This is a genomic window from Pseudomonas sp. GD03842 (genome assembly GCF_029841165.1).
In the GTDB taxonomy this organism is placed as follows: domain Bacteria; phylum Pseudomonadota; class Gammaproteobacteria; order Pseudomonadales; family Pseudomonadaceae; genus Aquipseudomonas.
Map to the genome: position 1 here is coordinate 130,114 of NZ_JAOCEA010000013.1, position 22,614 is coordinate 152,727.

Here is a 22,614-nt window from a genome sequence, read left to right on the forward strand (position 1 = left end):
CATGAAGACCTCCTCATCTGTCTATTGGCGTTCAACGTTGCTCGTCGCGATCCTTCTGCCCTCCGCCGGGATGGCCATGACGTGCAAGACCCAGGGCAGTGGCGAAACGCTCATTCGCGCGGACCTCAGCAGCAGCGTCGCCATCCCCGCGAGCCTGCCGGACGCCAGCGTGGTCTGGCGCTCGGAGCGCCTGAACCTGCAGGTCGAGTGCGCGCGGGACCGACCGGGTGCTGCCGAACCTGTCGCGATTTATCTGAACCCCGAGAACCGTCAGATCGGGCAGGGCATTCGAGCGGGACTGACCTTTGGCGGTGTCGACCATGTGCAAAGCGGGGGGCAGATTCCCACTCAGCAGATTCTGCCCGCATGCAATGAGTCAGGCGCCCGGCTCGCAATGTGCCCCAAAGTAACCTTTTCATTGCCCTTTTCGGTGTTCATCGAGAAGTACGGCCCCACTCCACCTTCAGGCGTGGCCAGTGATCTGCTCGATTAAAGGTTCTTCCAGCTCGACAGCGCGACGGGCATGAATCCAGATCCTGACAACAACCTCAATTACGTCATCAACAACCTGAACGGATTGCGCTTCGTGGCTTGCAACGCCGAGCTGCGCGTGATGCCGGAAACGGTCGAGTTCGGCGACGTGCCCATCAAGAATGTAAGGGTGGGCGAGGTGGCGACCTTCCAACGGTTTGCGCTGGCCACCAGCCGCGTCTGCGATTCGCCGTTCAGCCTCAATGCGCGCTTTACCCCTGTCTCCGGTGTGTTGTCGGGGGACGTGCTGGTGCCTGTCAACAACCGCAGTGTTGGCATCCGGCTGACGAACGCGCGTAACAATCTGCCGGTGCGCTACCACGAGCCCTTTCATGTGACCGACCTGCAAGGCGAGAACTACTCCGCGACCGCCGATTTCAACGCCGAGTTGGTTTGGCAGACCGACGCGCCGATCCCCGGGCCATTTTCCGCAGAGGTCCTGGTGGACCTGTTCTACAAATAAGCGATGGGCCTAAGGCTTATCCGTCCTTGCGGAAGCTGTCGCGATATTGCGTTGGCGTGACCCCCAATCGTTGGGTGAAAATCAGGCGCATTCGGGCTGCGCTGCCGAATCCGCAGTCATACGCCACGGCTTTTATGGCGCGCTCGCTGCCCTCCAGCAGGCGCCTTGCCGCATCGATTCGCGCTCGCTGAACGAACTCGGCGGGCGTCACTTTCGCGTCTCGCGCGAACACGCGAGCGAAGCTGCGCGGGCTCATCGAAACGACATCGGCGAGCCGCTCCACCGAAAACGGCTCGCTGATGTGCTCCAGCACATAGCGCTGAATCTTCGCAACCGGGGAGTCGTCCTCTGCGGACGTGTTGAGGAACGGGCTGAACTGGGATTGGCCCCCCTGACGCTGGGCCACCACCAGTAGCCGTTTGGCGACGGCCAGCGCGATGGCCGGGCCATGGTCTTCGGCTACGAGAGAAAGGGCCATGTCGATGCCCGCGGTCACCCCGGCGGAAGTCATCAATGTTCCATCGCGCACGTAAATCCGGTCAGGCTCGACCCTTGCTTTCGGAAACATCTCCGCCAGTTCCAGAGCGTGGCTCCAGTGAGTGGTGGCCTTCTTGTCATCGAGCAGCCCAGCGTGGCCGAGAATGAAGGCGCCGGTGCAAATCGACCCGTAGCGTCCCGCCTGCGGCGTGACCTTATGCAGCCAGTCGGTGATGAGCGGCATTTCGGGGTTCTCAGGCAACATCGGGCCGCCCGGAACCAGCACGACATCGAACACCGGCGGGGCGCTCTCAAGCGTATGCTCGGCGCCGAGCGGCATGCCATTGGAAGCGCGAATGGGGTAGGGCGCGGCACCGACGGTGGTGATCGTGTAGCCTTCGCCCCCGCTGACGAAGCGGTTGGCTTCGGCAAATACATCCAGCGGGCCGGCAACATCCAGAGCCTGGACGTCAGGGAAGAGCACGATCGCCACGCTTTTCATCAGTGAGCCTCAGACACCCTGCAAAAGGATGAAGATATAGCTCATTTCTTCGGTGGTGTGGTGACGTTATCCCACTCGGTGATCAGCGCTTTCTGATGCTTGCGGTCGTACAGGCACAGCTCGGTGCCGGTCTTGTTCTTCATGAAAGCTTGCTTGTACTGGCCTTTGATCAACAGGGCGTTGTAGCCCACGCTGTCATCGAACATCGCGGCTGCGCCAGCGGGTCTGGCGTTTTTCAAGGTACTGGCGGCCACGCAACTGTCGACCAGCTTTTTGTCGAACGCATTCCACGCTTCGGTGCTCGACGCGCTAGCCGGACCTGCGATGGTGGCTAGGGCGATCAGGGCCAAGGCGGTCAATTTCATGTGAAGCTCCCTCGATTTCGGCGTCACGGAACGTGACAGCGTTTTAGAGTGCTCGGGCAGGATCGAGTTCTCCACGCTGCACATAGCGCATGCCCACGCGCTCATACAAACGACGGGCCCTGATGTTGCTCTCCATGACGTTGAGATCGACGTGACCTTCTCCGCGTGCGGCAAAGGCGCCGAAGGCCAGATTCAGCAGTCGTTCGGCGATGCCTTGGCGCTGGCCACGGGGATGCACCACCAAATGGCGGATGAAGGCGCTGTTCCAGCATTGGCAAACCGCAATCGCGCCTTGGGTGTCCGCGATGACGAAACATAATTGCGGATCGAATTCCGGATCGCTTTCGAACGCGCACAGCCACGTTTCGAAATCGGACACCCGGCCGCCCCCGACGGCAGTGCCCTCTGCCAGCAGACGGTGCGCAGCGAGTGCACTGTTTCGGTCAAAGGGCATGCGCCGCAACGGCGGTTGCCAGAGCGGCACCGACACTGGCTCGCTGAGCGAACGACGCATCAGCCAATAGTGCCGCGTGGAGGCGTCACATGGGCCGGGTCTCAGCTCCCTTGAGCTTCCACGGTACGGGCTGCTTCGATCAGGCATCGCGTCAGTTCGGGGGAAGAAAATTTGGTCAGGACCGCGTTGGCGCCTGCCAGCCTGGCCTTTTCGGCGTTCATCGCGCTGTCCAGCGAGGTGTGCAAGAGCACGTACAGTTGTTGGAAATCAGGTGTTTCCCGCAACGTTCGAGTGAAAGCATAGCCATCCATCTCCGACATTTCGATGTCGGACACCACGACGTTGATCTGTTGTGCCGTGCCCTGCAAATCCAGGAGCTGGTCAATGGCCTCCCGCGCACTGCGGGCCGTATGGCATTCGATGCCCAGCGTGCGCAGGGTCAGTACGGACTGCTGGAGCGCGACTTGACTGTCATCCACGACGAGAATCCGGGCTTTGGCCAACACTTCGCTCTCTTCCGGCGTCAGCTCTTCGGGCGTCGCCTCGATTTGCGTCGGGGCAATGCCATGAATGACCTTTTCGATATCCAGCACCTGCACCAGGGTCCCATCGACCTGGGTCACCCCGGTGATGAAGGATTTCGTGCCAGAGGCGTAGGGCGGGGGGCGAATGTCGGTGGTCAGGCAGTGGACGATCTTGCTCACGGCCTGAACGTGCAGCCCCTGCTTGGAGCGACTGACGTCGGTGACGATCAGGCAGCCACTGTCGGGGTCGAGCAGTGGGCGCTCGCCGATCGCGCGACTGAGGTCGATGACCGACAACGAATTGCCACGCAGTGTCGCCACGCCTTTGACGTGCGGGTGCGATTCGGGCAACCGTGTCAGGGGAGGGCAGGGGATGATTTCGCTGACCTTGAGCAGGTTGATCGCCATCAGCTTCCCGCTGCGCAGCGTGAACAGCAGAAGCGAAAGTGAATCTGCGCGGACGTTCTTGGACATGTGAGCCTTCTGTCTTGCGGTGGTTGCCTGCACCCAGTGGCGCAAACAACTGTCGATGACGGTGTATCGACCCGGCGCGGACAGGCTTTAGCGGTTTTCGCTATGGATGGGGATTGCATCAGGTCAAAATGACTCCTGTCTGGTCATAAAGACAACGTTCGAGATGGGGTCAAAAAAACTATAAGCTTAATAAGCTACTGATTTATAACCTTTTGTTTCCTGGCACGTTTTCTGTAAAGCCTAGGGCAGTTATTAACGCATTGAGCTTGAGGAGTTCATCATGTTGACTGCTTCCGATCGTGCCATCGTGAAATCCACCGTCCCGTTGCTGGAGAGTGGGGGTGAGGCCTTGACCACCCATTTCTACAAGAAATTGCTGGGCCGCTATCCCCAAGTCCGCCCTTTGTTCAACCAGGCGCATCAGGCCAGTGGTGACCAGCCGCGCGCTCTGGCCAACGGGGTGCTCATGTACGCAAGACACATCGACCAACTCGAACAGTTGGGTGATCTTGTGGTGAAGATCATCAACAAGCACGTCGCGCTGCAAATCCTTCCCGAGCATTACCCACTGGTCGGCGAGTGCCTCCTAGAGGCTATCCGCGACGTGCTCGGTGCCGAGATTGCCACCGATGAAGTCGTGGCGGCATGGGGCAAGGCATACGGGCAATTGGCAGAGATCCTGATCGCTGCCGAGGAGCAGATGTATGAACAGAAAGCCCGGGCGCCCGGAGGTTGGCGCGGCGGGCGTGAATTCACGGTCGTGGCGAAGATACGCGAGAGTGAAGAAATCACCTCGTTTTACTTCGCCCCTGCCGATGGGCAGCCGATTCTGGACTTCACAGCGGGTCAGTACATCGGGCTGCAGTTGACCGTGGACGGCCAGGAGGTGCGCCGCAATTATTCACTGTCCGCGCGAGCGAGGAACAATCAGTACCGTATCAGCGTGAAACGCGAACCGGGGGGCCGGGCCTCCAATTATCTGCACGACCGGGTCCACATTGCTGACAGCGTTCAACTGTTCGCACCTTCAGGTGAATTCACCCTGCGCGACAGCGACAAACCTCTGGTGCTGATCAGTGGCGGCGTAGGCATCACGCCGACGCTTGCCATGCTGGAGGCCGCGTTGGCAACCTCGCGCGCCATTCACTTCATTCACTGTGCTCGCAACGGTGCCGTCCACGCGTTCCGCCAATGGGTGGACGACCTGGCCGGGAAACACCCTCAACTCAAGCGGTTCTATCTGTACCAAGAAGACGACGGTGTAAGCCCGGCCGCGGATGGTCTCGGCGTCCTCGACAAGACGCGCCTCGAACAATGGTTGCCAGAAGACCGCGATCTGGACGCCTACTTTCTCGGACCCAAAGGCTTCATGGCGGCGGTCAAGCGTCAATTGAAGGCAGCGGGTGTGCCAGACGCACAAGCCCGGTATGAATTCTTCGGCCCGGCCTCGGATTTGTAACCGTCCTGGCCCTCAACGGTGGTGACGACGCACGTGAACCACCTCACGTGCAGTCGCCCGGGCTCGCGTCATGCCGCACATTCTTCTTTCTATAAGGAAGGGTGCGGCGAACGGTCCCTGCGTCATAGCGTCGCATGCTTCTATATATAAGGAAGAAAACATGCAGAGCGCAGCGGGATTGTTGCGCATTTTGCTTAATGTTCCGGTAATTCCGATCGCTTAACCATCTGGCCGGTGTGAGACCGCGACGGTGGTAGAATCGTCGGCTTTCCGGGACGCACCGGGCACGCAACACAGATCGGCCGATCTGAATGGACACCATCTTCAAAGGGTATGTGAATGACTGAAGCGATGATTTACCTGCGCCGTGAAAAGCAGTTCCTGGTTTTGTTGGGCATCATCTGCCTGGCGCTGATCGGTGGGGCGTTGTACATGCAGGTCGTCTTGGGCGAGGCCCCGTGCCCGCTGTGTATCCTGCAGCGCTATGCGTTGTTGTTCATCGCGATCTTCGCGTTCATCGGTGCGGCGATGCCCGGGCGCCTGAGCCTGACCATCTGCGAGGTGCTGGTTACGCTCAGCGCGGTGGGCGGGATTGTTGCAGCAGGACGTCATGTCTGGATTCAAACGCACCCGACCGAAAGCTGCGGCATCGACGTCTTGCAGCCAATCGTGGACGGCTTGCCACTGGCGAACCTGTTTCCCCTCGGTTTTCAGGTGGCTGGCTTCTGCGAGACGCCATATCCGCCAGTTTTCGGACTATCGCTTGCGCAATGGGCTCTGATCGCTTTTGTTCTAACGGTAATTCTGGTACCGGCAGGCATCATCCGAAACAGGGCGAAACCACGCTGATTACAAAGTGTTGCGTGAAAATGTGCCCCAATGACCTTAGGAAAATTGGGGCCTTAGAGGCTTTTTCGAGTGCGGCATATGCGCGCATTCTTACAAATCCGGAAATTAATTGTTGCGCAGAAACTCATAGTCAATAAAACTTTACGCACCTACAATCGCCCCCACTTAACGCCCCCCTCACGCGAAGGGCGGCGTAAATCGAGGTCGGAAAGCGTTTTTACGCCTTTGTAGACACCGTTTGGATGGCCTCTTGCGTCAAATTCTGAATGGCTGCGCCAAGGGATTTGGGCCGCATTGGCGGTTGCCACCATTCGAATAAGAAATCACAGCAAAACCGGATTTGTTACGAGGCCACAAGCTTCTTGACAGGCCCCTGTTCAATCCAAGCATTTGCCAGCACCTGGCAGGGTGAAGTGTTGGCGGTCGAAACCCAACTGCGATGCGAAAGCTGCTTTTAGAGGTCGTGAGATGAGTAAAAAAAGGTACCCCAGGTTTTTTGGCTTCTTGGCCCTTTTCAGCATGCTCCTGCTCAGCGGGTGCGATTACACCCTGCTGGATCCCAAGGGCCACATCGGCATGCAGGAACGTGACCTGATCGTCACCGCCACTCTGCTGATGCTGCTGGTCGTGGTGCCGGTCATTTTCATGACCATCATCTTCGCCTGGAAATACCGTGCCACAAACAAGAGCGCGACCTACACGCCCGACTGGGCGCATTCGACCAAGATTGAACTGGTGGTCTGGCTGGTACCGCTGGCCATCATCATCGTGCTGGGCTACGTGACCTACAAGTCCACCCACGCGCTGGACCCTTATCGTCCTCTGGAATCGGACGTGAAGCCCCTGACCATCGAAGTGGTCTCGCTTGACTGGAAATGGCTGTTCATCTACCCGGAACAGGGTATCGCCACCGTCAACAAGATCGTCTTTCCGGCTCACACCCCGATCAATTTCCGCATCACTTCCGATTCGGTCATGAACTCGTTCTTCATTCCTGCACTGGGCGGCCAGATCTACGCAATGGCCGGCATGCAGACCAAACTGCACCTGATCGCCAATGAGAACGGCGAGTTCGACGGTATCTCCGCCAACTACAGCGGCGCAGGCTTCACCGGCATGAAGTTCAAGGCAACCGCAACCGATCAGGCTGGTTTCGACGCCTGGGTTGCCGATGTCAAGAACTCGCCGAAAAAACTGGCAACGGAAGAGTATGCCGCCCTGGCCAAGCCCAGCGAGCGTAACCCCGTTGAACTCTACTCCTCGGTCACTCCGAACCTGTTCCAGATCATCATCGACAAGTATGAAGGTATGAAGCCGGGCAAGATTGTCCACGAGAAGAAAGAAGTGGCCGGTATGGAAGGGATGGACATGGGTAAGAATTCAGCTGCGCAGGCAGAGGAGTAAACGATGTTTGGTAAATTAAGTCTGGACGCGATTCCGTTCCACGAACCGATAGTCATGATCACGCTTGCCATGATCGCTATCGGCGGTGCGGCGGTACTCGGTCTGATCACGTACTTCAAAAAGTGGACCTACCTGTGGACCGAGTGGCTGACGTCGGTCGACCACAAGAAAATCGGCGTGATGTACATCATCATCGCGATGGTCATGCTGCTGCGTGGTTTTGCCGACGCCATCATGATGCGTTCCCAACTGGCCCTGGCCACCGAAGGCTCCCCTGGCTATCTGCCGCCTGAGCACTATGACCAGATCTTCACCGCCCACGGTGTGATCATGATCATCTTCATGGCGATGCCGTTCTTCACGGGCCTGATGAACATCGTTCTGCCTCTGCAGATCGGCGCTCGCGACGTTGCCTTCCCGTTCCTGAACTCCCTGTCCCTGTACCTGCTGATCTCCGGTGTGGTGCTGGTGAACGTTTCCCTGGGCGTCGGCGAATTCGCTCGCACTGGGTGGGTTGCCTATCCACCGCTGTCTGAACTGGGCTACAGCCCGGGCGTGGGTGTGGACTACTACATCTGGGCGCTTCAGTTGTCCGGTCTGGGTACGACACTGACGGGCGTTAACTTCCTGGTTACCGTCCTGAAGATGCGCACCCCAGGCATGAAGCTGATGGACATGCCGATCTTCACCTGGACCTGCACCTGGGCCAACGTCCTGATCGTGGCTTCGTTCCCGATCCTGACCGGCACCCTGGCATTCCTGACCCTCGACCGTTACCTGGACTTCCACATCTTCACGAACGAATTGGGGGGTAACCCAATGATGTACGTGAACCTGTTCTGGGCATGGGGTCACCCCGAGGTTTACATCCTGATTCTGCCGGCGTTCGGTGTCTTCTCCGAAGTCATCTCGACCTTCACCGGCAAGCGTCTGTTCGGCCATCACTCGATGATCTACGCATCGGGCGCGATTTCCGTACTGGGCTTCATGGTTTGGCTGCACCACTTCTTCACCATGGGTTCGGGCGCCAGCGTCAACGCCTTCTTCGGTCTGGCAACGATGCTGATTTCCATCCCGACGGGTGTGAAACTGTTCAACTGGCTGTTCACGATCTACCAGGGCCGTCTGCGCTTCACCGCGCCAGTCTGCTGGACCCTGGGCTTCATGATCACCTTCTCCATCGGTGGTATGACCGGCGTTCTGCTGGCGATTCCGGGTGCTGACTTCGTTCTGCACAACAGCCTGTTCGTGATCGCGCACTTCCACAACGTGATCATCGGTGGTGCGGTATTCGGTTACATCGCGGGCTTCGCGTTCTGGTTCCCTAAAGCATTCGGCTTCAAGTTGAACGAGAAGTGGGGCAAGGCAGCGTTCTGGTTCTGGATCTCGGGCTTCTACGTGGCGTTCATGCCGCTGTACGCCTTGGGCTTCATGGGCATGACCCGTCGTCTGAACACCACTGACAACCCGGACTGGACCCCTTACCTGCACGTCGCTTTCTGGGGTGCTGCGCTGATCATGATCGGTATCGCCTGTCAGCTGATCCAGATCTACGTGAGTATCCGCGATCGCAAGCAGAACCTGGACGTCACCGGCGACCCATGGAATGGCCACACACTGGAATGGTCCACTTCCTCGCCACCGCCGTTCTACAACTTCGCAGAACTGCCGAAGGCTGAAGAAATCGACGCGTTCTATGCCGCCAAGCGTGATGGTGAAGCGTACAAGGTTCCGGCCAAGTACTCCGACATTCACATGCCAAACAACACCGCGACTGGCCTGGTGATGGGCGCTCTGCTCACCGTCTTCGGCTTCGCGATGATCTGGCACATCTTCTGGCTGGCTGCCGCCAGTCTGATCGGCACCGTCGTTTACTTCGTCATCCACGCTGCGCGCGACGATCAGGGCTACATGGTTCCTGCTTCCGAAGTGGCACGTATCGAAGGCGAGCAACACAAGATCCTGGCCTCGGTGCGTAACGCCCAGGCGAACTCTCCTGTCAACAAGCTGGAGCAGGCATAAACAATGTCGAACTTAGTATTTGATGGGGCGAAAGGTCACGATCACGATCATGACCACGCCCATGATCACCACGATGCCGGCGAGATGAAGATCTACGGCTTCTGGATCTACCTGATGACCGACTGCATCCTGTTTGCGTCGATCTTCGCCATCTATGCAGTGCTGGTTAACAACGTCGCCGGTGGTCCTTCGGGCCACGACATCTTCGAGCTGCCCTACGTGCTGGGCGAAACCGCCTGCCTGTTGCTCAGCTCGATCACCTACGGCTTCGCGATGCTCGCGATGCACAAAGGCAACAAAGCTGGCGTGCTGGGTTGGTTGTTCATCACCTTCCTGTTCGGTCTGGGCTTCATCGGCATGGAAGTCAACGAATTCCATCTGCTGATCGAAGAAGGCTACGGCCCTAACCGCAGCGGCTTCCTGTCGGCGTTCTTCACGCTGGTCGGTACCCACGGTGTGCACGTCACCAGCGGTCTGATCTGGATGGCGATCCTGATGTATCAGGTCAGCAAGAACGGCCTGACTTCGACCAACCAGACTCGCCTGAGCATGCTCAGTCTGTTCTGGCACTTCCTGGACGTTGTCTGGATCTGTGTGTTCACCGTTGTCTACCTGATGGGGACCATTTAAATGGCTAATTCGCATCACTCTCACGACGATGCCAGCCACGGCAGCTTCAAGTCGTACATGATCGGTTTCGTCCTGTCGATCATCCTGACCGCAATTCCTTTCGGTCTGGTGATGTTTCCGACACTGTCGAAAACCGCAACCTTGTGGATCGTCCTGATCTTCGCAATCGTGCAGGTCCTGGTTCACCTCGTGTATTTCCTGCACTTGGACCGTTCGATCGCGCAACGTAACAATGTGATCACCTTCGCGTTTGCCACGTTGGTCATCGTCCTGCTGGTTGGCCTGTCTGTCTGGATCATGTTCAGCATTCACACCGTCATGATGGCGAAGTGAGGAAAACCTGATGTCGCTGAAGCACTTTATCCAAATCACCAAACCGGGGATCATTTTCGGTAACGTGCTTTCGGTGGCGGGTGGCTTTTTTCTGGCGTCCAAGGGGCATGTCGACTTTGGCCTGTTCCTGGTTGCGATGATCGGCACGTCGCTGGTCGTCGCTTCCGGTTGTGTCTTCAACAACTGCATCGACCGCGATATCGATCTGAAGATGGAGCGCACCCGTAATCGTGTGCTGGTGCAGGGCCTGGTTTCGTTGAAACTGGCCCTGGCCTACGCCACGGTTCTGGGAGTCGTCGGTGTTGCCATGCTGTACTACAAGGCCAACCCGTTGGCGGCGCTGTTCGCCGTGATCGGTTTCGTGATCTATGTGGGGTTCTACAGCCTCTATCTGAAGCGCAAATCGGTTCATGGCACGTTGGTCGGCAGTCTGTCGGGTGCCATGCCGCCGGTGATCGGTTATGTCGCGGTGAGCAACAGCTTCGACCTCGCAGCGCTGACCTTGCTGGTCATGTTCAGCCTGTGGCAGATGCCGCACTCCTACGCCATCGCCATTTTCCGTTTCAACGACTACCTGGCGGCTTCGATTCCGGTTCTTCCGGTCAAACGTGGCATCCGGGTCGCCAAGCTGCACATTCTGGTCTACATCCTGGCTTTCCTGGTCGCAACCCTGATGCTGACGTTCTGCGGTGCCGCAGGGCTCAACTATCTGGCAGTCGCTGCTGCCATGGGCATGTACTGGCTGTACATGGCCTGGACCGGATACAAAGCCAAGGACGACACCGTCTGGGCACGCAAACTGTTCGTGTTTTCCATCTTCACCATCACGGCGCTAAGCGTGGCGATGTCGCTGGACTTTCAGGTCACCAAGGAACTGCTCGTCACCTACGCCGCTCCCTGATTGCCTGACACGAAAGAGCCAACCCCGTCGTTCGCAAGATCGACGGGTTTTTTTATAGTGCGCGAAACCGTCCAACGTCCGTGAAAACATCGACGCGTTCACCTCAGCCGCGTGATTGGCACTTGCGTTGCCAATCATCCCATGACAAAACTCATCGCTTTGCCGCATCATGTGCCGGGTATGTACACGGATCGTAACGCAGAGTCGGCGATCCAGTCGTAGAGCGGCGCCACATAGACTTATGACCGACCCAATCAAGCAAGAAATCTGTCCATCAAGCGACTCGATGCCCCTCGTATCGATCATTGCCCCCTGCTACAACGCCGAGAAATATCTGGACGTTGCGATGGCGAGCATTTTCGCGCAGGACTATCCGAACTTCGAAGTCATCATCGTAGATGACGGGTCGACCGATAACAGCGTGGCGATGCTTGAGGCGTTGAGGGGCACATACGATTTCCAACTGTATTCCCAAGCCAACCAAGGGGTCAGTGCCGCGCTGAACCATGGTCTGAAGTACGCCCGTGGCCAGTACGTCTGCACACCTGATCTGGACGACATCATGTTGCCGTCCTCGGTCCGTCTACGTGCCGATTATCTGGACCGTCACCCTGAGGTCGGCTGCGTCGGCGCGTTGATCATCTACATGGACTCCGATGGCAACGACACCAAGACGCAACAGCTTTCGGCGATCAAGAAGCTGACCTTCGATGAAATTCTGGCGGGCGCGCTGGTAGTGGGCGCTCCCGTTTCGCTGTATCGGATGGATGCGCTTCGGGCAGTCGATTTCTATGACCCCGACATCCGGGTTCAAGACTTTCAGATGACGCTGAAGATTGCGAGCAAGGGTTATGAAGTCCACGTCCTGCCTGTCAGTGTCACCCGCTACCGTCGGCATCCCAACAACCTGTCCCGGCGTTACAAGGTGCTGCTCGATGCCGACATGCGCACCATCGAGCCTTATCGCTCGCATCCGGCCTACAAGCGGGGTTTGACGGCCATCATCAACAAGGCCTTGAAATACGCCGTCGTCAACGACAAGAAGTACGCCTGGACCTTGCTGCGCTCCATACCGTTACGCCAATTCAACAAAACCACATTTCGTCGTTTCAAGCGGCTGTTGCTGCATCGCCAGAGCAGTTGATCGAACCGCGCCGCGCCCGTTTTTCCGCTTCGGACCCCCGCATGAAATTTCTAGAGCTGCTCAAAACCCGTAAAACCCGCAAGCGCCTGCGCAGCCTGGACAAACTCGAACGCGCGCCGGAGAAAATCCGCCTGCGTTATCCTCATTACGAGGTGGGGACTGGTACGTACGGCATCCCGGAAGTCTTCGAATTCGGTGATGACACCGTTCTGCGGATCGGTTCCTACAGTTCCATCGCCGCCGGGGTGAAGATCCTGCTGGGAGGCGAACACCGTACCGACTGGCTGACGACATACCCCTTTCCCGCCATGATGAACGGCCTGGAAGACATCAAGGATTACGCGCCCAGCAAGGGCGATGTGGTGATCGGCAGTGATTGCTGGATTTGTGCGGGAGCCACGATTCTCTCTGGCGTGACCATCGGGCACGGGGCCATCGTTGCCGCAGGGGCGGTGGTGACGCGGGACGTTGCGCCTTTCTCGGTGGTCGGTGGTAACCCCTGCAAGTTCATTCGCTGGCGGTTCGACGAATCGGTTCGGGAACAGCTCCTGGAGGCCGCCTGGTGGAACTGGCCGATGGAAGAGGTCAAGAATGTGGCCCGCATGCTGTCGGGGTCGGACCTCGAAACGTTCCTGGATTACGTGCGCAAACGCAACGCCGTCTGAAGCGGGAACCGCTTAGGGCATCTCGGCGGCTTTTTCCTTGGTGGGGCCCAGTACTATCGCCAAATGGCGCAGGTCATCGATCTCCACGCTGTAGCTCTTGCCCGAGGGGCTTGCGACCAGGGTGCCCAAGGCAAAGACCGTGAAGAAGCGGACCTCATCGGCATGGCTCAGCAGTTCGCTGATGTAACGGCTGGACCGGTACGCCTGCATTTGAGCGGGCGATACATACAGCGTGACCAGCTTGCCCTGCAGCCTGTCGAAGAATTTGAATTTGAACCCAGTGCCATAACGCTCCACCAGTCCGCCACCATACAACACCCGTTGTTCTTCGCCGGGTTGAGCGTATTTGATGTGACGGAAGTACGACCGTAGCGACACCTCTCCCTGTCCGGGGATGCGCAACGTCAACAGTGCAAACTCATCTTTAGTGAGTTGGGCCTGCGCCTGGCGAAAGCAGTCGACCAGTCTTTCCAGGTTGTTCGTGCGGGTTTCAGTCCGTTTGCCCTTGGCGCTTTGGTCGCTGGGGGTTGCAGGCGCGGCTCGCTCCGGCACTGCTTCGTCAGGCTTCACCGCGGCGGGCTCTCGCTTCGGCGGTTCTCGCAGGGCCGGGTCGAACACGTCGATGTAGTCATCCAGCTTGCGCTTGGCTTTACCCAACGCCGTTTCCGGCTCGGCAGCCGGCGTTTGGCCGGAGAGATCCGTTTCGTCGACCCACTCGCAATCAGGGTGATGTGCGTAATGAGGGTTGGCGCGAAAATGGGCGGCAACGAAGGTGGGGTGCTCCTGAGGTTTCACGTCGTATCGCACGCCGGTGATTTTCACACCCAGGGCGCGACAGGCCTCACTCGAACAGAGGAAGTTGAACCGAGTGCGCGGCAATTCCTGAGAGAAGTATTCCCGTCGAGCTGCAACGATCGACAGCTCTTGCTGTAGCTCGACACAGAACGCGCGCGTGATATTCCTGCTGGTCTTCATGGGGCGGCCGGGTCCACGGGCAGAGAGTCAGGGTGACATGATGCGCAATCGCCAGCGCGCTATACAACCCTGACCCCCGAAAACGATTCACCGCGGGTGAGAAGTGCACCGCGCCTGGTTCGCTTGCGTGGAAAGCATTACTCGCCCGGCACCGCGAGCCATTCGCCGACGACTTTCTGATAAGCCCCGGTCGCCTTGGACAAGTGCAGCCATTGGTCGACATAGGCTTTCCAGCTCACGTCGTCGCGAGGCAGAAGGTAGGCCTTCTCACCGTATTGCATGGCGCGCGATGGATTGACCGCGCACAAGCCTGGCAGGCGCTTCTGCTGATACAAGGCTTCCGAAGCGTCGGTGATCATGACGTCGGCCTTCTTGTCCAGCAATTGCTGGAAGATGGTCTTGTTGTCATGAAAATCCAGCTTCGCAGCAGGCAGATGCGCCCGGGCGAAGGCTTCATTCGTCCCACCCTGTGGTTCGATCAGGCGCACGTCTGCCTGGTTGATCTGTTCAATGGTCTGGTACTTGGATTCGTCTTCGCAGCGCACCAAAGGAATCTTGCCGTCGACATCCAGCGTGTTGCTGAAGAAAGCCTTCTTCTGCCGCTCCAGCGTCACCGATATCCCACCCATTGCGATGTCACATTTACCCGCTGTGAAATCGGTCATCAGCGTCTTCCACGTGGTCGGTACCCACTGCAGTTTCACCCCCAGGCTCTGCGCCAGCGACTGCGCCATCTCGATGTCGATGCCTTCGTACTGTCCGTCCGCTGTATGAAAGGTATAAGGCTTGTAATCGCCGGTGGTACACACCGCCAGCTCGCCCTGCTGAAGGACAGTGTCCAGATGTGACGCTGACTCCGACGCCTGCGCGTGTGCGACGCCAGCCACAGCCACCAGTAACATGGAGGTGAAACATGCCCTCATTTTGGAAATCCCTGCCAGTCGATAAGCCAGGCTGTGGTTATAGAGCGATACGCGCCTTAAGGGAAGCGTTGCCGCCCGACGCAAGGGCTCGCCGGGCGGTAGCGCCTATGGCTTTGGCGTCCCGCCGATGCGAGCCTTTGCGCGGTGATGTCGGTACAGCGCGACGCCTGCCGCGATCACGACGACGCCGAGAATGATGGGGAGTCGATAAGGCTTGAGATTGCCCAGCAGATGCTCGAGTGCTTGACCTGCCCAGTAGCCGGCCATGACGAACAGGGTGGCCCAGACGCCTGCGCCCAGCAGGTTGATCACCGCAAATCGAAACGGGGACAGCCGGCTCGCGCCAATGACCAAAGGGCCCACCAGCCGCATGCCGTAAAGGAAACGGACCGAGAAGATGGAAGCGGTCGGGTAGCGTTTGATCAGGTCGGATACGCGGTCGATGGCGGCCTGCTTTCGATGCAGACGTGGCAACAGGCGGGGGCCAAAGGAGCGCCCGATCCAGAACAGGATCTGATCGCCGATCATTCCCCCCAGTGTGGCGACGGCAATGACGTCCACCAACCGCAATGACGTCTGGTGCGCCGCCAGGCCGCCGAGGATCAGGATCGTCTCGCCTTCCAGCAGGCAGCCAATGAAAATCGCCCAATAACCGTAATGGGCCAGCAGGGAAGTGATGTCGAGGTGTTCGAACATGAGCAGCAGTGATCTCGGGGTAGGGAGGGGCCGCGAGGTAACGCAGCAGGCATGCCGTTCGACCTGAACCGCGAATGAACAGTTCTATTCATTCGGAGGCGGTTGAAAGACCTAGTCGCGGTAAGCTGCCTCAAGCGCGGCGAGATCTTTTTCGATCACCTTCATCAACATTTCCCACTCGCCCTGAGTCCGCTTCAACGCTTCACCTTCACGCGAATAGAGAAAATCGATGATGTTAGCGGTCTCCTTGGTTTTGTTGGTCGGGCGAAAGGCATCCATGCTTAAGACTCGGGCCAGCATATCCAGCTCAGTGGCGTGATTGACCCACTGCCAGTCGTTCTTGATGACGACTTTGTCGATGAGAATGCACTGTTTCTTGAAGCTGCGCAGGCTTGCACCGAAGGGGCTGGTCGCCAGTAACGAGGTGATCCGCGCCCCTTCGCTATTGGCTTTTTCTACGGCGTTCGGCCCAAAAAACCACTCGTTGAAACTCAGCTCGATCTCACGAAACGCCACGTTGGCGTCCCAGATAATCCCCAGGGCCTTGTTGTGGATGATTTCATTCTTCCACGCGCGATAGGCTTTGAATGCCAGGCCAACCAAGCCCATCGCCGCGAGCGCTTGGATAAGTGAGGCGCATGAATTGATGACGTCATAGGCCCGCGCCGACCCTGAAACACCGACGATGGAATAGGACTCGTAAAAGACAGACCCGGTCATCGCGGCGAGCGCGAAAAGGGCGCAATAGAAACCGAACGCGTAGGGATCTTTCATTGTTGTTTCTGTCCGATCAGCGAGGTTGAGCATGGGGTCCATTCGCTTTGGATCAGTCAGTATCAGGTTAGTAGATAACCGCGCGGTCACGCAGGGAAAGGGACGAAATACAAATCCGCTATTCGCCGAAAGACACGCCGCTAACCATGCCCAATCCCTCTGCACCGTGTCTGAGCAGCAGCTTGAGACGAGGAAGATATTCGGTGTTTCACTGCGGGAACACCTGCGAGTCGCTGAGGCATGTCATCAAATGGTCGTAGACCAATCGCACCCGCGGTGGTACGGGGCCTGACTGTGTACGGTAGATCATCAGATCAATGGCAGGCGGGGCGATCTCGGGCAAAACTTCCACCAGCGCTCCGCTACTCAAAGCGGGTTCGGCCAGATACGTCGGCATTTGGCCGATCGCCAGGCCCGCCGACACGAACTCCAGTTCGGTCTCCGGATCGTCGCAGGAAAAAGCGGGTGAGGGCGGCAGATAAGTCTGGCCCTGCGCAAAGAACCAAGGCCATGGCCGACCGTTGTTTCGGTCAATAAGGACTGAAAGTGGGCGTTGCTTCAAAGCTTCCAGGTCGGAAGGAGCCCCTCCGGATGCCAGTAGCGCGGGCGCTGCCACGATTTTCAGACGCACCGGGCAGACTGAGCGAGCGATGTACCGGCGATCCCGCACCGTGCCAATCCGGACGCCGATATCGATGCGCGACGCCACGGCGTCGGTCAATTCGTCGTCCAGGCTCAATTCAATTCGCAACGCCGGATGCGCTTGCATCAACGGCGCAAGGAATCTGACCAGGTACAGCTTGCCGATCGCGTGGGGCGCGGTGATGCCCACCCGTCCGCTGATGCTCTCTCGTGGCTCTCGGGTATGCGAAATGAATAGCCGGTCCAGTTGGCCGAGTGCTTCTTGGGCCTGCTGCGCCATTTGCGCACCGAAGGCAGTGAGCTGTGCCTGTCTCGTGCTCCGATGGAACAGCGGCTCGGCGAAGGTACGCTCCAGCGCCTGCACGGCCCGTGTCACTTTTTGGGGGGAGGTGCCGAGCTGGTTCGCTGCCTCACGAAAACTGGGTGCTTGCGCCGCCACAACGAATATCCGCAGCATTTCCATGCGATTGAGCATCGGTTGACCTTCTTTCAAAAAGAGTTCCAGAAAGTGGAATTCTGAAAGCCTAACTCTTCCATTTTTTGTTTCAGGGTTCCAGCGCAAACTTCTCTCAACCCCCTAACCCAAGAGTCAGCAGGAGATTGATCATGAATAGTGGCATCCAAGGTAAAGTCGTCATCATCACCGGCGCCAGCAGCGGACTGGGCGAATCCACCGCGCGGCATTTGGCAAGGCTTGGCGCCAAGGTCGTACTGGCTGCGCGTCGTCAGGAACGCATGGACGTCATCGTCAGCGAAATCAGGGCAGAAGGCGGTCAGGCATCGGCCTACACCGTCGACGTCACCCGCCGCGAAGACCTCGAAGCGCTTGTTGCACATGCTGTCGAAGACTTCGGTAAGGTCGACGTGATGGTCAATAACGCCGGTTACATGGCCATCGCGCCCATTACCGAACGGCGGGTCGATGAATGGGATCGGATGATCGACATCAACATCAAGGGCGTGCTCTACGGCGTGGCCGCCGCACTGCCCAAATTTGAAGCCCAAGGCTTCGGCCACTTCATCAACATTTCATCGGTGGCAGGCATCAAAGTCTTCAGCCCGGGCGGTTCGGTCTACAGCGGCACCAAGTTTGCCGTCCGCGCCATCTCCGATGGTCTGCGTCACGAGGTCGGCAGCAAGATCCGTACGACCACCATCGAGCCGGGTGCCGTAGAGTCCGAACTCAAACTGGGCAGCGGGCACCAGCCAAGCGCCGAAGTCGTGAACGAGTTCTACAAGATGGCCATACCGGCTGAGTCGGTCGCCCGGGCGATTGCCTTCGCCATTGAGCAACCGGCAGACGTAGACATCAATGAGATTGTGCTGCGGCCGACTGCGCAGGATTTCTGAGGGGGGTAAAAACGGGTTGCGGTGATTAACTTCCAGCGCAACCCTGATGTTCAATTTGACGTATTTTTCCCATAAGACTTGGAATATTTATTTAGCAGGCGAACCGCCCAATCGGCGTTTCTCGATGGTGTTCGAGTTTCTTCTAGATACAGATCCTGCAGCTTGGTTGTAGGAGATATCGCGTCATGAGGTAGGAAGTGGATGAAATATCGATCTGCACTACCTTTCCGCTTGTTATAACAGAGAGTCCCCATTAGCTTCCTGCGGCTTCGTACCAGGCACCCCTTGAGCATCTCTATCCGGAGGCGCTGAAGTCCATAAGGAAGTTTTATGTCTATTCAGGAAGAATTCCGTGTTCTTCTCAGTTATGCCCAGATGGCAGCCATTCTGGAACATGAGTCATTATCCGAAACGGAGATAAGGCACAATCGTATATTCGGCAGTCTGCGACTTGTCGGCGGCATTATTGAGTTGGCCGGAGCGGGGCTTCTCTGCGGTGCACCTGAGCCTACACTGGTGACCAAAGCGGGTTGCATTGCGATGGGTGTGCACGGTGCCGATCAGTCGTCCGCTGGCCTGCATCAGCTAGTGACGGGGAGATCTACTGACTCATTTGCTTTCAAGATCGGCGCATCCACTGCCGGGATGCTGGGGGCATCACAGACATCCGCTCGCGTCATAGGGTTGGCGACTGAATTCGCTGTGCCTCTGTCTACTGCGTCTCTGTATAGCGCGTTCAGAGTGTCCTCCGTGAGGGCAGGAAGAATGACAATAGCCGTCAGTGAACAGCCTTTACATGCGGCTAACAATAGTATTGGCGGGCATGCCATTAAATTTCACGTCAATAAGGACATAACGGCACTTCAGAAGCGGCTGAAGAAAAAAAGAAACGCAGATGTTATGTCGACATTTGAGAGTTTGGACAAGGCAGAGTGGGTGGTGAGCCGAGCGCTCAGAGATAATAGGTACAAGGTGTTGGTCTACTCGCAAGCAAAGTTTCTGCGTACAAACAATAGGGTAACCTTAAAGGCGAGTTTCGTAGACGACATTGGATGGGGAATTACCCGCGCAGCACCTGATACCCCTGTGGGCATGAAAAAGGTGGTCGTTATCGTCGAGTTTGCAGAGTACAACCATATGCCTGCTTTCATCGTGACGGCTTATCCCGTCCTTTAGCACCGAAAATTAGGTTGTGATGCAAGGTAGTGGCTCATAGCTCTTGCCAGTGAACCATTTTAAATCGATTTTTCCATTGGCATGGAAATGGGCCTTCGCCGCTATGAGAACTGGGTTGGATAGGTCGGCCAACTCCAGTCCACGCCATTCACCATCGATTGTGATGCTCATGAAGCTTGCTTCTTCCGGATCTTCGTCATAGCTGCGAGCCGTGACTGAAACACTTCCGTCTGTGAACTGGTAGACATCACATTCGTAATGGTAGTCGTACACGCCATTTTTATCTGGCGTGCTGCAGTCTACGTGATGGAAAACCTCAATCTTCATGGCTGGGCTCCTTGCCTATGCATTTACTGTCTGGCGTTGTTGCATGGCGGAGATGAGGTTCGCCGCCCCTCTCCGGATTAACTCCAAAAAAAAACCGGCTCAAACATGGCCGGTTTTTTCTCGCTTCAAGGCGCTTAGCCCCTTGAAGATACTGCTGTTTGGTGCCCCGAGGGAGACTCGAACTCCCACTCCTTTCGAAAACGGATTTTGAATCCGCCGCGTCTACCAATTCCGCCATCAGGGCTTGTGGCGGCGGAGTATAGAGACGTGCCTACCGTTGGTCAATCATGTTTCATGGTCAATTTTCACTTTCTCCGCTAAACTTCCCGGCCCTGCTAGACGAACCCCATCATGCGTGTTGCCGACTTTACCTTCGATCTCCCTGATGCCCTGATCGCTCGCCACCCTCTGGCGGAGCGTCGTGGCAGCCGTTTGCTGACCCTCGACGGGCCGAGCGGCGCGCTTGCTCATCGCCAATTCATTGATTTGCTGGAGCATTTGCGCCCTGGCGATCTCATGGTTTTCAACAATACCCGGGTGATCCCGGCGCGGCTGTTCGGGCAGAAAGCCTCCGGCGGCAAGCTGGAAATTCTGGTGGAACGGGTGCTGGATCAGCACTCGGTCGTGGCCCATGTACGGTCGAGCAAATCGCCCAAGGCGGGCTCCTTGATCCTGATCGATGGTGGGGGGGAGGCCGAAATGGTCGCGCGCCATGATGCGCTGTTCGAGCTGCGCTTCGCCGAGCCGGTGTTGTCACTGCTCGAACGCGTCGGGCACATGCCGTTGCCGCCCTATATCGATCGTCCGGATGAGGACGCCGACCGTGAGCGTTATCAGACCGTGTATGCCCAGCGCGCTGGTGCGGTCGCGGCACCGACGGCAGGGCTGCATTTCGATGAGCCGATGATGCAGGCGATTGCCGACAAGGGCGTCGAGACGGCGTTCGTCACGCTGCATGTTGGAGCGGGGACGTTTCAGCCGGTGCGCGTCGAGCGCATCGAGGATCACCACATGCACAACGAGTGGCTCGAAGTCACTCAGGAGGTGGTCGATGCCGTCGCCGCTTGCCGTGCCCGGGGCGGACGCGTCATCGCGGTGGGCACCACCAGCGTCCGCTCGCTGGAGAGCGCCGCGCGTGACGGCGTGCTCAAGCCATTCAGTGGCGACACCGACATCTTCATTTACCCCGGTCGGCCGTTCCATGTGGTCGATGCACTGGTCACCAATTTCCATTTGCCTGAATCCACGCTGCTGATGCTGGTTTCGGCCTTCGCCGGCTATCCGGAAACCATGGCGGCCTATAAGGCTGCAGTGGACAACGGGTACCGCTTCTTCAGTTACGGGGATGCCATGTTCATCACCCGCAATCCGGCGCCGACTGCACCTCAGGGATCAGACGCGGCCCCCGAGGATCAAGCATGAGTCGCACCTGTCGTATGTCGTTCGAGCTGCTGGCCACCGATGGTAAGGCTCGTCGTGGTCGATTGACCTTTCCCCGTGGCACGGTGGAAACCCCGGCGTTCATGCCGGTGGGCACCTATGGCACCGTCAAGGGCATGCTGCCGAGGGACATCGAGGCCATCGGCGCCGAGATCATTTTGGGTAACACGTTCCACCTCTGGCTGCGCCCGGGCACCGAGGTGATCAAGGCCCACGGCGACCTGCACGACTTCATGCAGTGGAAAGGCCCTATCCTGACCGACTCAGGCGGTTTTCAGGTGTTCAGCCTGGGGGCCATGCGCAAGATCAAGGAAGAGGGGGTGACGTTCGCGTCCCCGGTCGATGGCGCCAAGGTGTTCATGGGGCCCGAGGAGTCGATGCAGGTCCAGCGCGACTTGGGCTCTGACATCGTCATGATCTTCGACGAATGCACGCCTTACCCGGCGAGCGAGGACGTCGCGCGCACCTCCATGGAGCTTTCTCTGCGCTGGGCCAAACGGTCGAAGATCGCGCACGGCGACAATACCGCGGCGCTGTTCGGCATCGTTCAGGGCGGTATGCACGAAAGCCTGCGGATGCGCTCGCTTGAGGGCCTCAACGAGCTGGACTTCGACGGTCTTGCCATTGGCGGCCTGTCGGTCGGCGAACCCAAGCACGAGATGATCAAGGTGCTGGACTATCTGCCGGGGCACATGCCCGCTGACAAACCTCGTTACCTTATGGGGGTAGGCAAGCCCGAAGACCTCGTTGAAGGTGTGCGCCGCGGAGTCGACATGTTCGACTGCGTCATGCCCACGCGCAATGCTCGCAACGGTCATCTGTTCATCGACACCGGTGTGCTGAAGATCCGTAACGCGTTTCATCGCCACGATGATTCGCCACTGGACCCGACCTGTGATTGCTACACCTGCAAGAACTTCTCTCGCGCCTATCTGCACCACTTGGACAAGTGCGGCGAAATGCTGGGGAGCATGCTCAATACGATCCACAATTTGCGGCATTACCAGCGCCTTATGGCTGGTTTGCGCGAGGCTATTCAACAAGGTACATTGGCCGCCTTTGTCGACACGTTCTATGCCAAACGCGGGCTTCCTGTGCCGCCGCTGGACTGAAA

Annotated in this window: 23 protein-coding genes, 1 tRNA gene and 1 pseudogene; 14 read left to right on the top strand and 11 right to left on the bottom strand. The window is 58.0% G+C overall.

All coding sequences use genetic code 11. From position 1 onward, the window contains the following. Window position 1 precedes the first annotated feature (1 nt). Window positions 2-994 (top strand): annotated as a pseudogene (locus N5D61_RS18940) (fimbrial protein). Between the two features lie 16 nt (window positions 995-1,010). Here the strand turns inward: N5D61_RS18940 and N5D61_RS18945 are convergent. From N5D61_RS18945 to N5D61_RS18960, 4 genes are read right to left on the bottom strand one after another with little or no spacing between them, the layout of a single operon-like run. Then, window positions 1,011-1,973: a GlxA family transcriptional regulator gene (locus N5D61_RS18945; RefSeq protein WP_108235927.1), complete on the bottom strand. Its 963-nt coding sequence runs from the start codon at window positions 1,971-1,973 to the stop codon at window positions 1,011-1,013. Window positions 1,974-2,014: 41 nt separating this feature from the next. After that, window positions 2,015-2,338 (bottom strand): hypothetical protein, encoded by a 324-nt coding sequence (locus N5D61_RS18950; protein WP_279893834.1) that lies wholly within the window; start codon window positions 2,336-2,338, stop codon window positions 2,015-2,017. 43 nt (window positions 2,339-2,381) lie between these two features. Beyond that, the gene (locus N5D61_RS18955) at window positions 2,382-2,852 is read right to left on the bottom strand and encodes a GNAT family N-acetyltransferase (protein WP_279893835.1); all 471 of its coding nucleotides are present in this window, start codon (window positions 2,850-2,852) and stop codon (window positions 2,382-2,384) included. 41 nt (window positions 2,853-2,893) lie between these two features. Then, window positions 2,894-3,790, bottom strand: a complete 897-nt coding sequence (locus N5D61_RS18960) for a chemotaxis protein (RefSeq protein WP_108235924.1) — start codon at window positions 3,788-3,790, stop codon at window positions 2,894-2,896. A 280-nt stretch (window positions 3,791-4,070) separates the two neighbouring features. Here N5D61_RS18960 and hmpA point away from each other — a divergent pair, with 280 nt between their 5' ends. The 9 genes from hmpA to N5D61_RS19005 all read left to right on the top strand — a co-directional run bounded on the left by hmpA (window position 4,071) and on the right by N5D61_RS19005 (window position 13,197). Then, window positions 4,071-5,249, top strand: a complete 1,179-nt coding sequence (gene hmpA, locus N5D61_RS18965; RefSeq protein WP_279893836.1) for an NO-inducible flavohemoprotein — start codon at window positions 4,071-4,073, stop codon at window positions 5,247-5,249. Window positions 5,250-5,588: 339 nt separating this feature from the next. Further along, on the top strand, window positions 5,589-6,098 hold the full coding sequence (locus N5D61_RS18970) for a disulfide bond formation protein B (protein ID WP_108235922.1): 510 nt from the start codon (window positions 5,589-5,591) through the stop codon (window positions 6,096-6,098). A 468-nt stretch (window positions 6,099-6,566) separates the two neighbouring features. Beyond that, window positions 6,567-7,502 carry a ubiquinol oxidase subunit II gene (cyoA, locus tag N5D61_RS18975; protein ID WP_108235921.1) on the top strand — a complete coding sequence of 312 codons (936 nt, stop codon included), beginning with the start codon at window positions 6,567-6,569 and terminating at the stop codon, window positions 7,500-7,502. Window positions 7,503-7,505: 3 nt separating this feature from the next. Further along, a complete protein-coding gene (gene cyoB, locus N5D61_RS18980) occupies window positions 7,506-9,524 on the top strand; it encodes a cytochrome o ubiquinol oxidase subunit I (protein ID WP_108235920.1) in 2,019 nt (672 codons plus the stop codon). Between the two features lie 3 nt (window positions 9,525-9,527). Next, window positions 9,528-10,154, top strand: coding sequence for a cytochrome o ubiquinol oxidase subunit III (locus tag N5D61_RS18985; protein ID WP_108235919.1), 627 nt, complete (start codon window positions 9,528-9,530; stop codon window positions 10,152-10,154). Beyond that, the gene (cyoD, locus tag N5D61_RS18990; protein ID WP_108235918.1) at window positions 10,155-10,487 is read left to right on the top strand and encodes a cytochrome o ubiquinol oxidase subunit IV; all 333 of its coding nucleotides are present in this window, start codon (window positions 10,155-10,157) and stop codon (window positions 10,485-10,487) included. A gap of 10 nt (window positions 10,488-10,497) precedes the next feature. Beyond that, a complete protein-coding gene (cyoE, locus tag N5D61_RS18995; RefSeq protein WP_108235917.1) occupies window positions 10,498-11,388 on the top strand; it encodes a heme o synthase in 891 nt (296 codons plus the stop codon). A 286-nt stretch (window positions 11,389-11,674) separates the two neighbouring features. Further along, window positions 11,675-12,532: a glycosyltransferase family 2 protein gene (locus N5D61_RS19000; protein WP_279893837.1), complete on the top strand. Its 858-nt coding sequence runs from the start codon at window positions 11,675-11,677 to the stop codon at window positions 12,530-12,532. 41 nt (window positions 12,533-12,573) lie between these two features. Further along, window positions 12,574-13,197, top strand: a complete 624-nt coding sequence (locus tag N5D61_RS19005) for a CatB-related O-acetyltransferase (protein ID WP_108235915.1) — start codon at window positions 12,574-12,576, stop codon at window positions 13,195-13,197. Window positions 13,198-13,209: 12 nt separating this feature from the next. Here N5D61_RS19005 and N5D61_RS19010 read toward each other — a convergent pair whose 3' ends face one another. From N5D61_RS19010 to N5D61_RS19030, 5 genes are all read right to left on the bottom strand, one after another. Further along, window positions 13,210-14,172: an ATPase gene (locus N5D61_RS19010; protein ID WP_279893838.1), complete on the bottom strand. Its 963-nt coding sequence runs from the start codon at window positions 14,170-14,172 to the stop codon at window positions 13,210-13,212. 137 nt (window positions 14,173-14,309) lie between these two features. Beyond that, window positions 14,310-15,095 carry a transporter substrate-binding domain-containing protein gene (locus N5D61_RS19015; protein WP_279893839.1) on the bottom strand — a complete coding sequence of 262 codons (786 nt, stop codon included), beginning with the start codon at window positions 15,093-15,095 and terminating at the stop codon, window positions 14,310-14,312. A gap of 105 nt (window positions 15,096-15,200) precedes the next feature. Next, window positions 15,201-15,791 (bottom strand): DedA family protein, encoded by a 591-nt coding sequence (locus N5D61_RS19020; RefSeq protein ID WP_279893840.1) that lies wholly within the window; start codon window positions 15,789-15,791, stop codon window positions 15,201-15,203. Between the two features lie 111 nt (window positions 15,792-15,902). After that, window positions 15,903-16,598, bottom strand: a complete 696-nt coding sequence (locus N5D61_RS19025) for a hypothetical protein (protein ID WP_146749624.1) — start codon at window positions 16,596-16,598, stop codon at window positions 15,903-15,905. A gap of 175 nt (window positions 16,599-16,773) precedes the next feature. Next, window positions 16,774-17,700, bottom strand: coding sequence for a LysR family transcriptional regulator (locus N5D61_RS19030; protein ID WP_279893841.1), 927 nt, complete (start codon window positions 17,698-17,700; stop codon window positions 16,774-16,776). Window positions 17,701-17,813: 113 nt separating this feature from the next. Between N5D61_RS19030 and N5D61_RS19035 the strand changes: the two genes are divergently transcribed. Beyond that, window positions 17,814-18,557 (top strand): SDR family oxidoreductase, encoded by a 744-nt coding sequence (locus tag N5D61_RS19035; protein ID WP_279893842.1) that lies wholly within the window; start codon window positions 17,814-17,816, stop codon window positions 18,555-18,557. 330 nt (window positions 18,558-18,887) lie between these two features. Continuing rightward, window positions 18,888-19,733 carry an RNase A-like domain-containing protein gene (locus N5D61_RS19040; RefSeq protein ID WP_279893843.1) on the top strand — a complete coding sequence of 282 codons (846 nt, stop codon included), beginning with the start codon at window positions 18,888-18,890 and terminating at the stop codon, window positions 19,731-19,733. 9 nt (window positions 19,734-19,742) lie between these two features. Here N5D61_RS19040 and N5D61_RS19045 read toward each other — a convergent pair whose 3' ends face one another. Then, a complete protein-coding gene (locus tag N5D61_RS19045; RefSeq protein ID WP_279893844.1) occupies window positions 19,743-20,060 on the bottom strand; it encodes a hypothetical protein in 318 nt (105 codons plus the stop codon). A gap of 159 nt (window positions 20,061-20,219) precedes the next feature. After that, window positions 20,220-20,304: transfer RNA gene (locus tag N5D61_RS19050), tRNA-Leu, on the bottom strand. 107 nt (window positions 20,305-20,411) lie between these two features. Here N5D61_RS19050 and queA point away from each other — a divergent pair. After that, on the top strand, window positions 20,412-21,482 hold the full coding sequence (gene queA / locus N5D61_RS19055; RefSeq protein ID WP_279893845.1) for a tRNA preQ1(34) S-adenosylmethionine ribosyltransferase-isomerase QueA: 1,071 nt from the start codon (window positions 20,412-20,414) through the stop codon (window positions 21,480-21,482). A gap of 14 nt (window positions 21,483-21,496) precedes the next feature. Beyond that, entirely contained in the window at window positions 21,497-22,612 is a 1,116-nt protein-coding gene (gene tgt, locus N5D61_RS19060) for a tRNA guanosine(34) transglycosylase Tgt (RefSeq protein WP_177410990.1), read from the top strand. Window positions 22,613-22,614: the final 2 nt, after the last annotated feature.

Coding starts and splice junctions, on each gene's coding strand:
- N5D61_RS19035 (WP_279893842.1), top strand. CDS start 17,814: ATGAATAGTGGCATCCAAGGTAAAGTCGTCATCATCACCGGCGCCAGC.
- N5D61_RS19015 (WP_279893839.1), bottom strand. CDS start 15,095: ATGAGGGCATGTTTCACCTCCATGTTACTGGTGGCTGTGGCTGGCGTC.
- N5D61_RS19000 (WP_279893837.1), top strand. CDS start 11,675: ATGCCCCTCGTATCGATCATTGCCCCCTGCTACAACGCCGAGAAATAT.
- N5D61_RS18950 (WP_279893834.1), bottom strand. CDS start 2,338: ATGAAATTGACCGCCTTGGCCCTGATCGCCCTAGCCACCATCGCAGGT.
- cyoD (WP_108235918.1), top strand. CDS start 10,155: ATGGCTAATTCGCATCACTCTCACGACGATGCCAGCCACGGCAGCTTC.
- cyoB (WP_108235920.1), top strand. CDS start 7,506: ATGTTTGGTAAATTAAGTCTGGACGCGATTCCGTTCCACGAACCGATA.
- hmpA (WP_279893836.1), top strand. CDS start 4,071: ATGTTGACTGCTTCCGATCGTGCCATCGTGAAATCCACCGTCCCGTTG.
- N5D61_RS19010 (WP_279893838.1), bottom strand. CDS start 14,172: ATGAAGACCAGCAGGAATATCACGCGCGCGTTCTGTGTCGAGCTACAG.
- N5D61_RS18955 (WP_279893835.1), bottom strand. CDS start 2,852: ATGCGTCGTTCGCTCAGCGAGCCAGTGTCGGTGCCGCTCTGGCAACCG.
- N5D61_RS19020 (WP_279893840.1), bottom strand. CDS start 15,791: ATGTTCGAACACCTCGACATCACTTCCCTGCTGGCCCATTACGGTTAT.
- cyoE (WP_108235917.1), top strand. CDS start 10,498: ATGTCGCTGAAGCACTTTATCCAAATCACCAAACCGGGGATCATTTTC.
- N5D61_RS18985 (WP_108235919.1), top strand. CDS start 9,528: ATGTCGAACTTAGTATTTGATGGGGCGAAAGGTCACGATCACGATCAT.
- N5D61_RS18970 (WP_108235922.1), top strand. CDS start 5,589: ATGACTGAAGCGATGATTTACCTGCGCCGTGAAAAGCAGTTCCTGGTT.
- N5D61_RS19025 (WP_146749624.1), bottom strand. CDS start 16,598: ATGCTCAACCTCGCTGATCGGACAGAAACAACAATGAAAGATCCCTAC.
- cyoA (WP_108235921.1), top strand. CDS start 6,567: ATGAGTAAAAAAAGGTACCCCAGGTTTTTTGGCTTCTTGGCCCTTTTC.
- queA (WP_279893845.1), top strand. CDS start 20,412: ATGCGTGTTGCCGACTTTACCTTCGATCTCCCTGATGCCCTGATCGCT.
- N5D61_RS18945 (WP_108235927.1), bottom strand. CDS start 1,973: ATGAAAAGCGTGGCGATCGTGCTCTTCCCTGACGTCCAGGCTCTGGAT.
- N5D61_RS19040 (WP_279893843.1), top strand. CDS start 18,888: ATGTCTATTCAGGAAGAATTCCGTGTTCTTCTCAGTTATGCCCAGATG.
- N5D61_RS18960 (WP_108235924.1), bottom strand. CDS start 3,790: ATGTCCAAGAACGTCCGCGCAGATTCACTTTCGCTTCTGCTGTTCACG.
- tgt (WP_177410990.1), top strand. CDS start 21,497: ATGTCGTTCGAGCTGCTGGCCACCGATGGTAAGGCTCGTCGTGGTCGA.
- N5D61_RS19045 (WP_279893844.1), bottom strand. CDS start 20,060: ATGAAGATTGAGGTTTTCCATCACGTAGACTGCAGCACGCCAGATAAA.
- N5D61_RS19005 (WP_108235915.1), top strand. CDS start 12,574: ATGAAATTTCTAGAGCTGCTCAAAACCCGTAAAACCCGCAAGCGCCTG.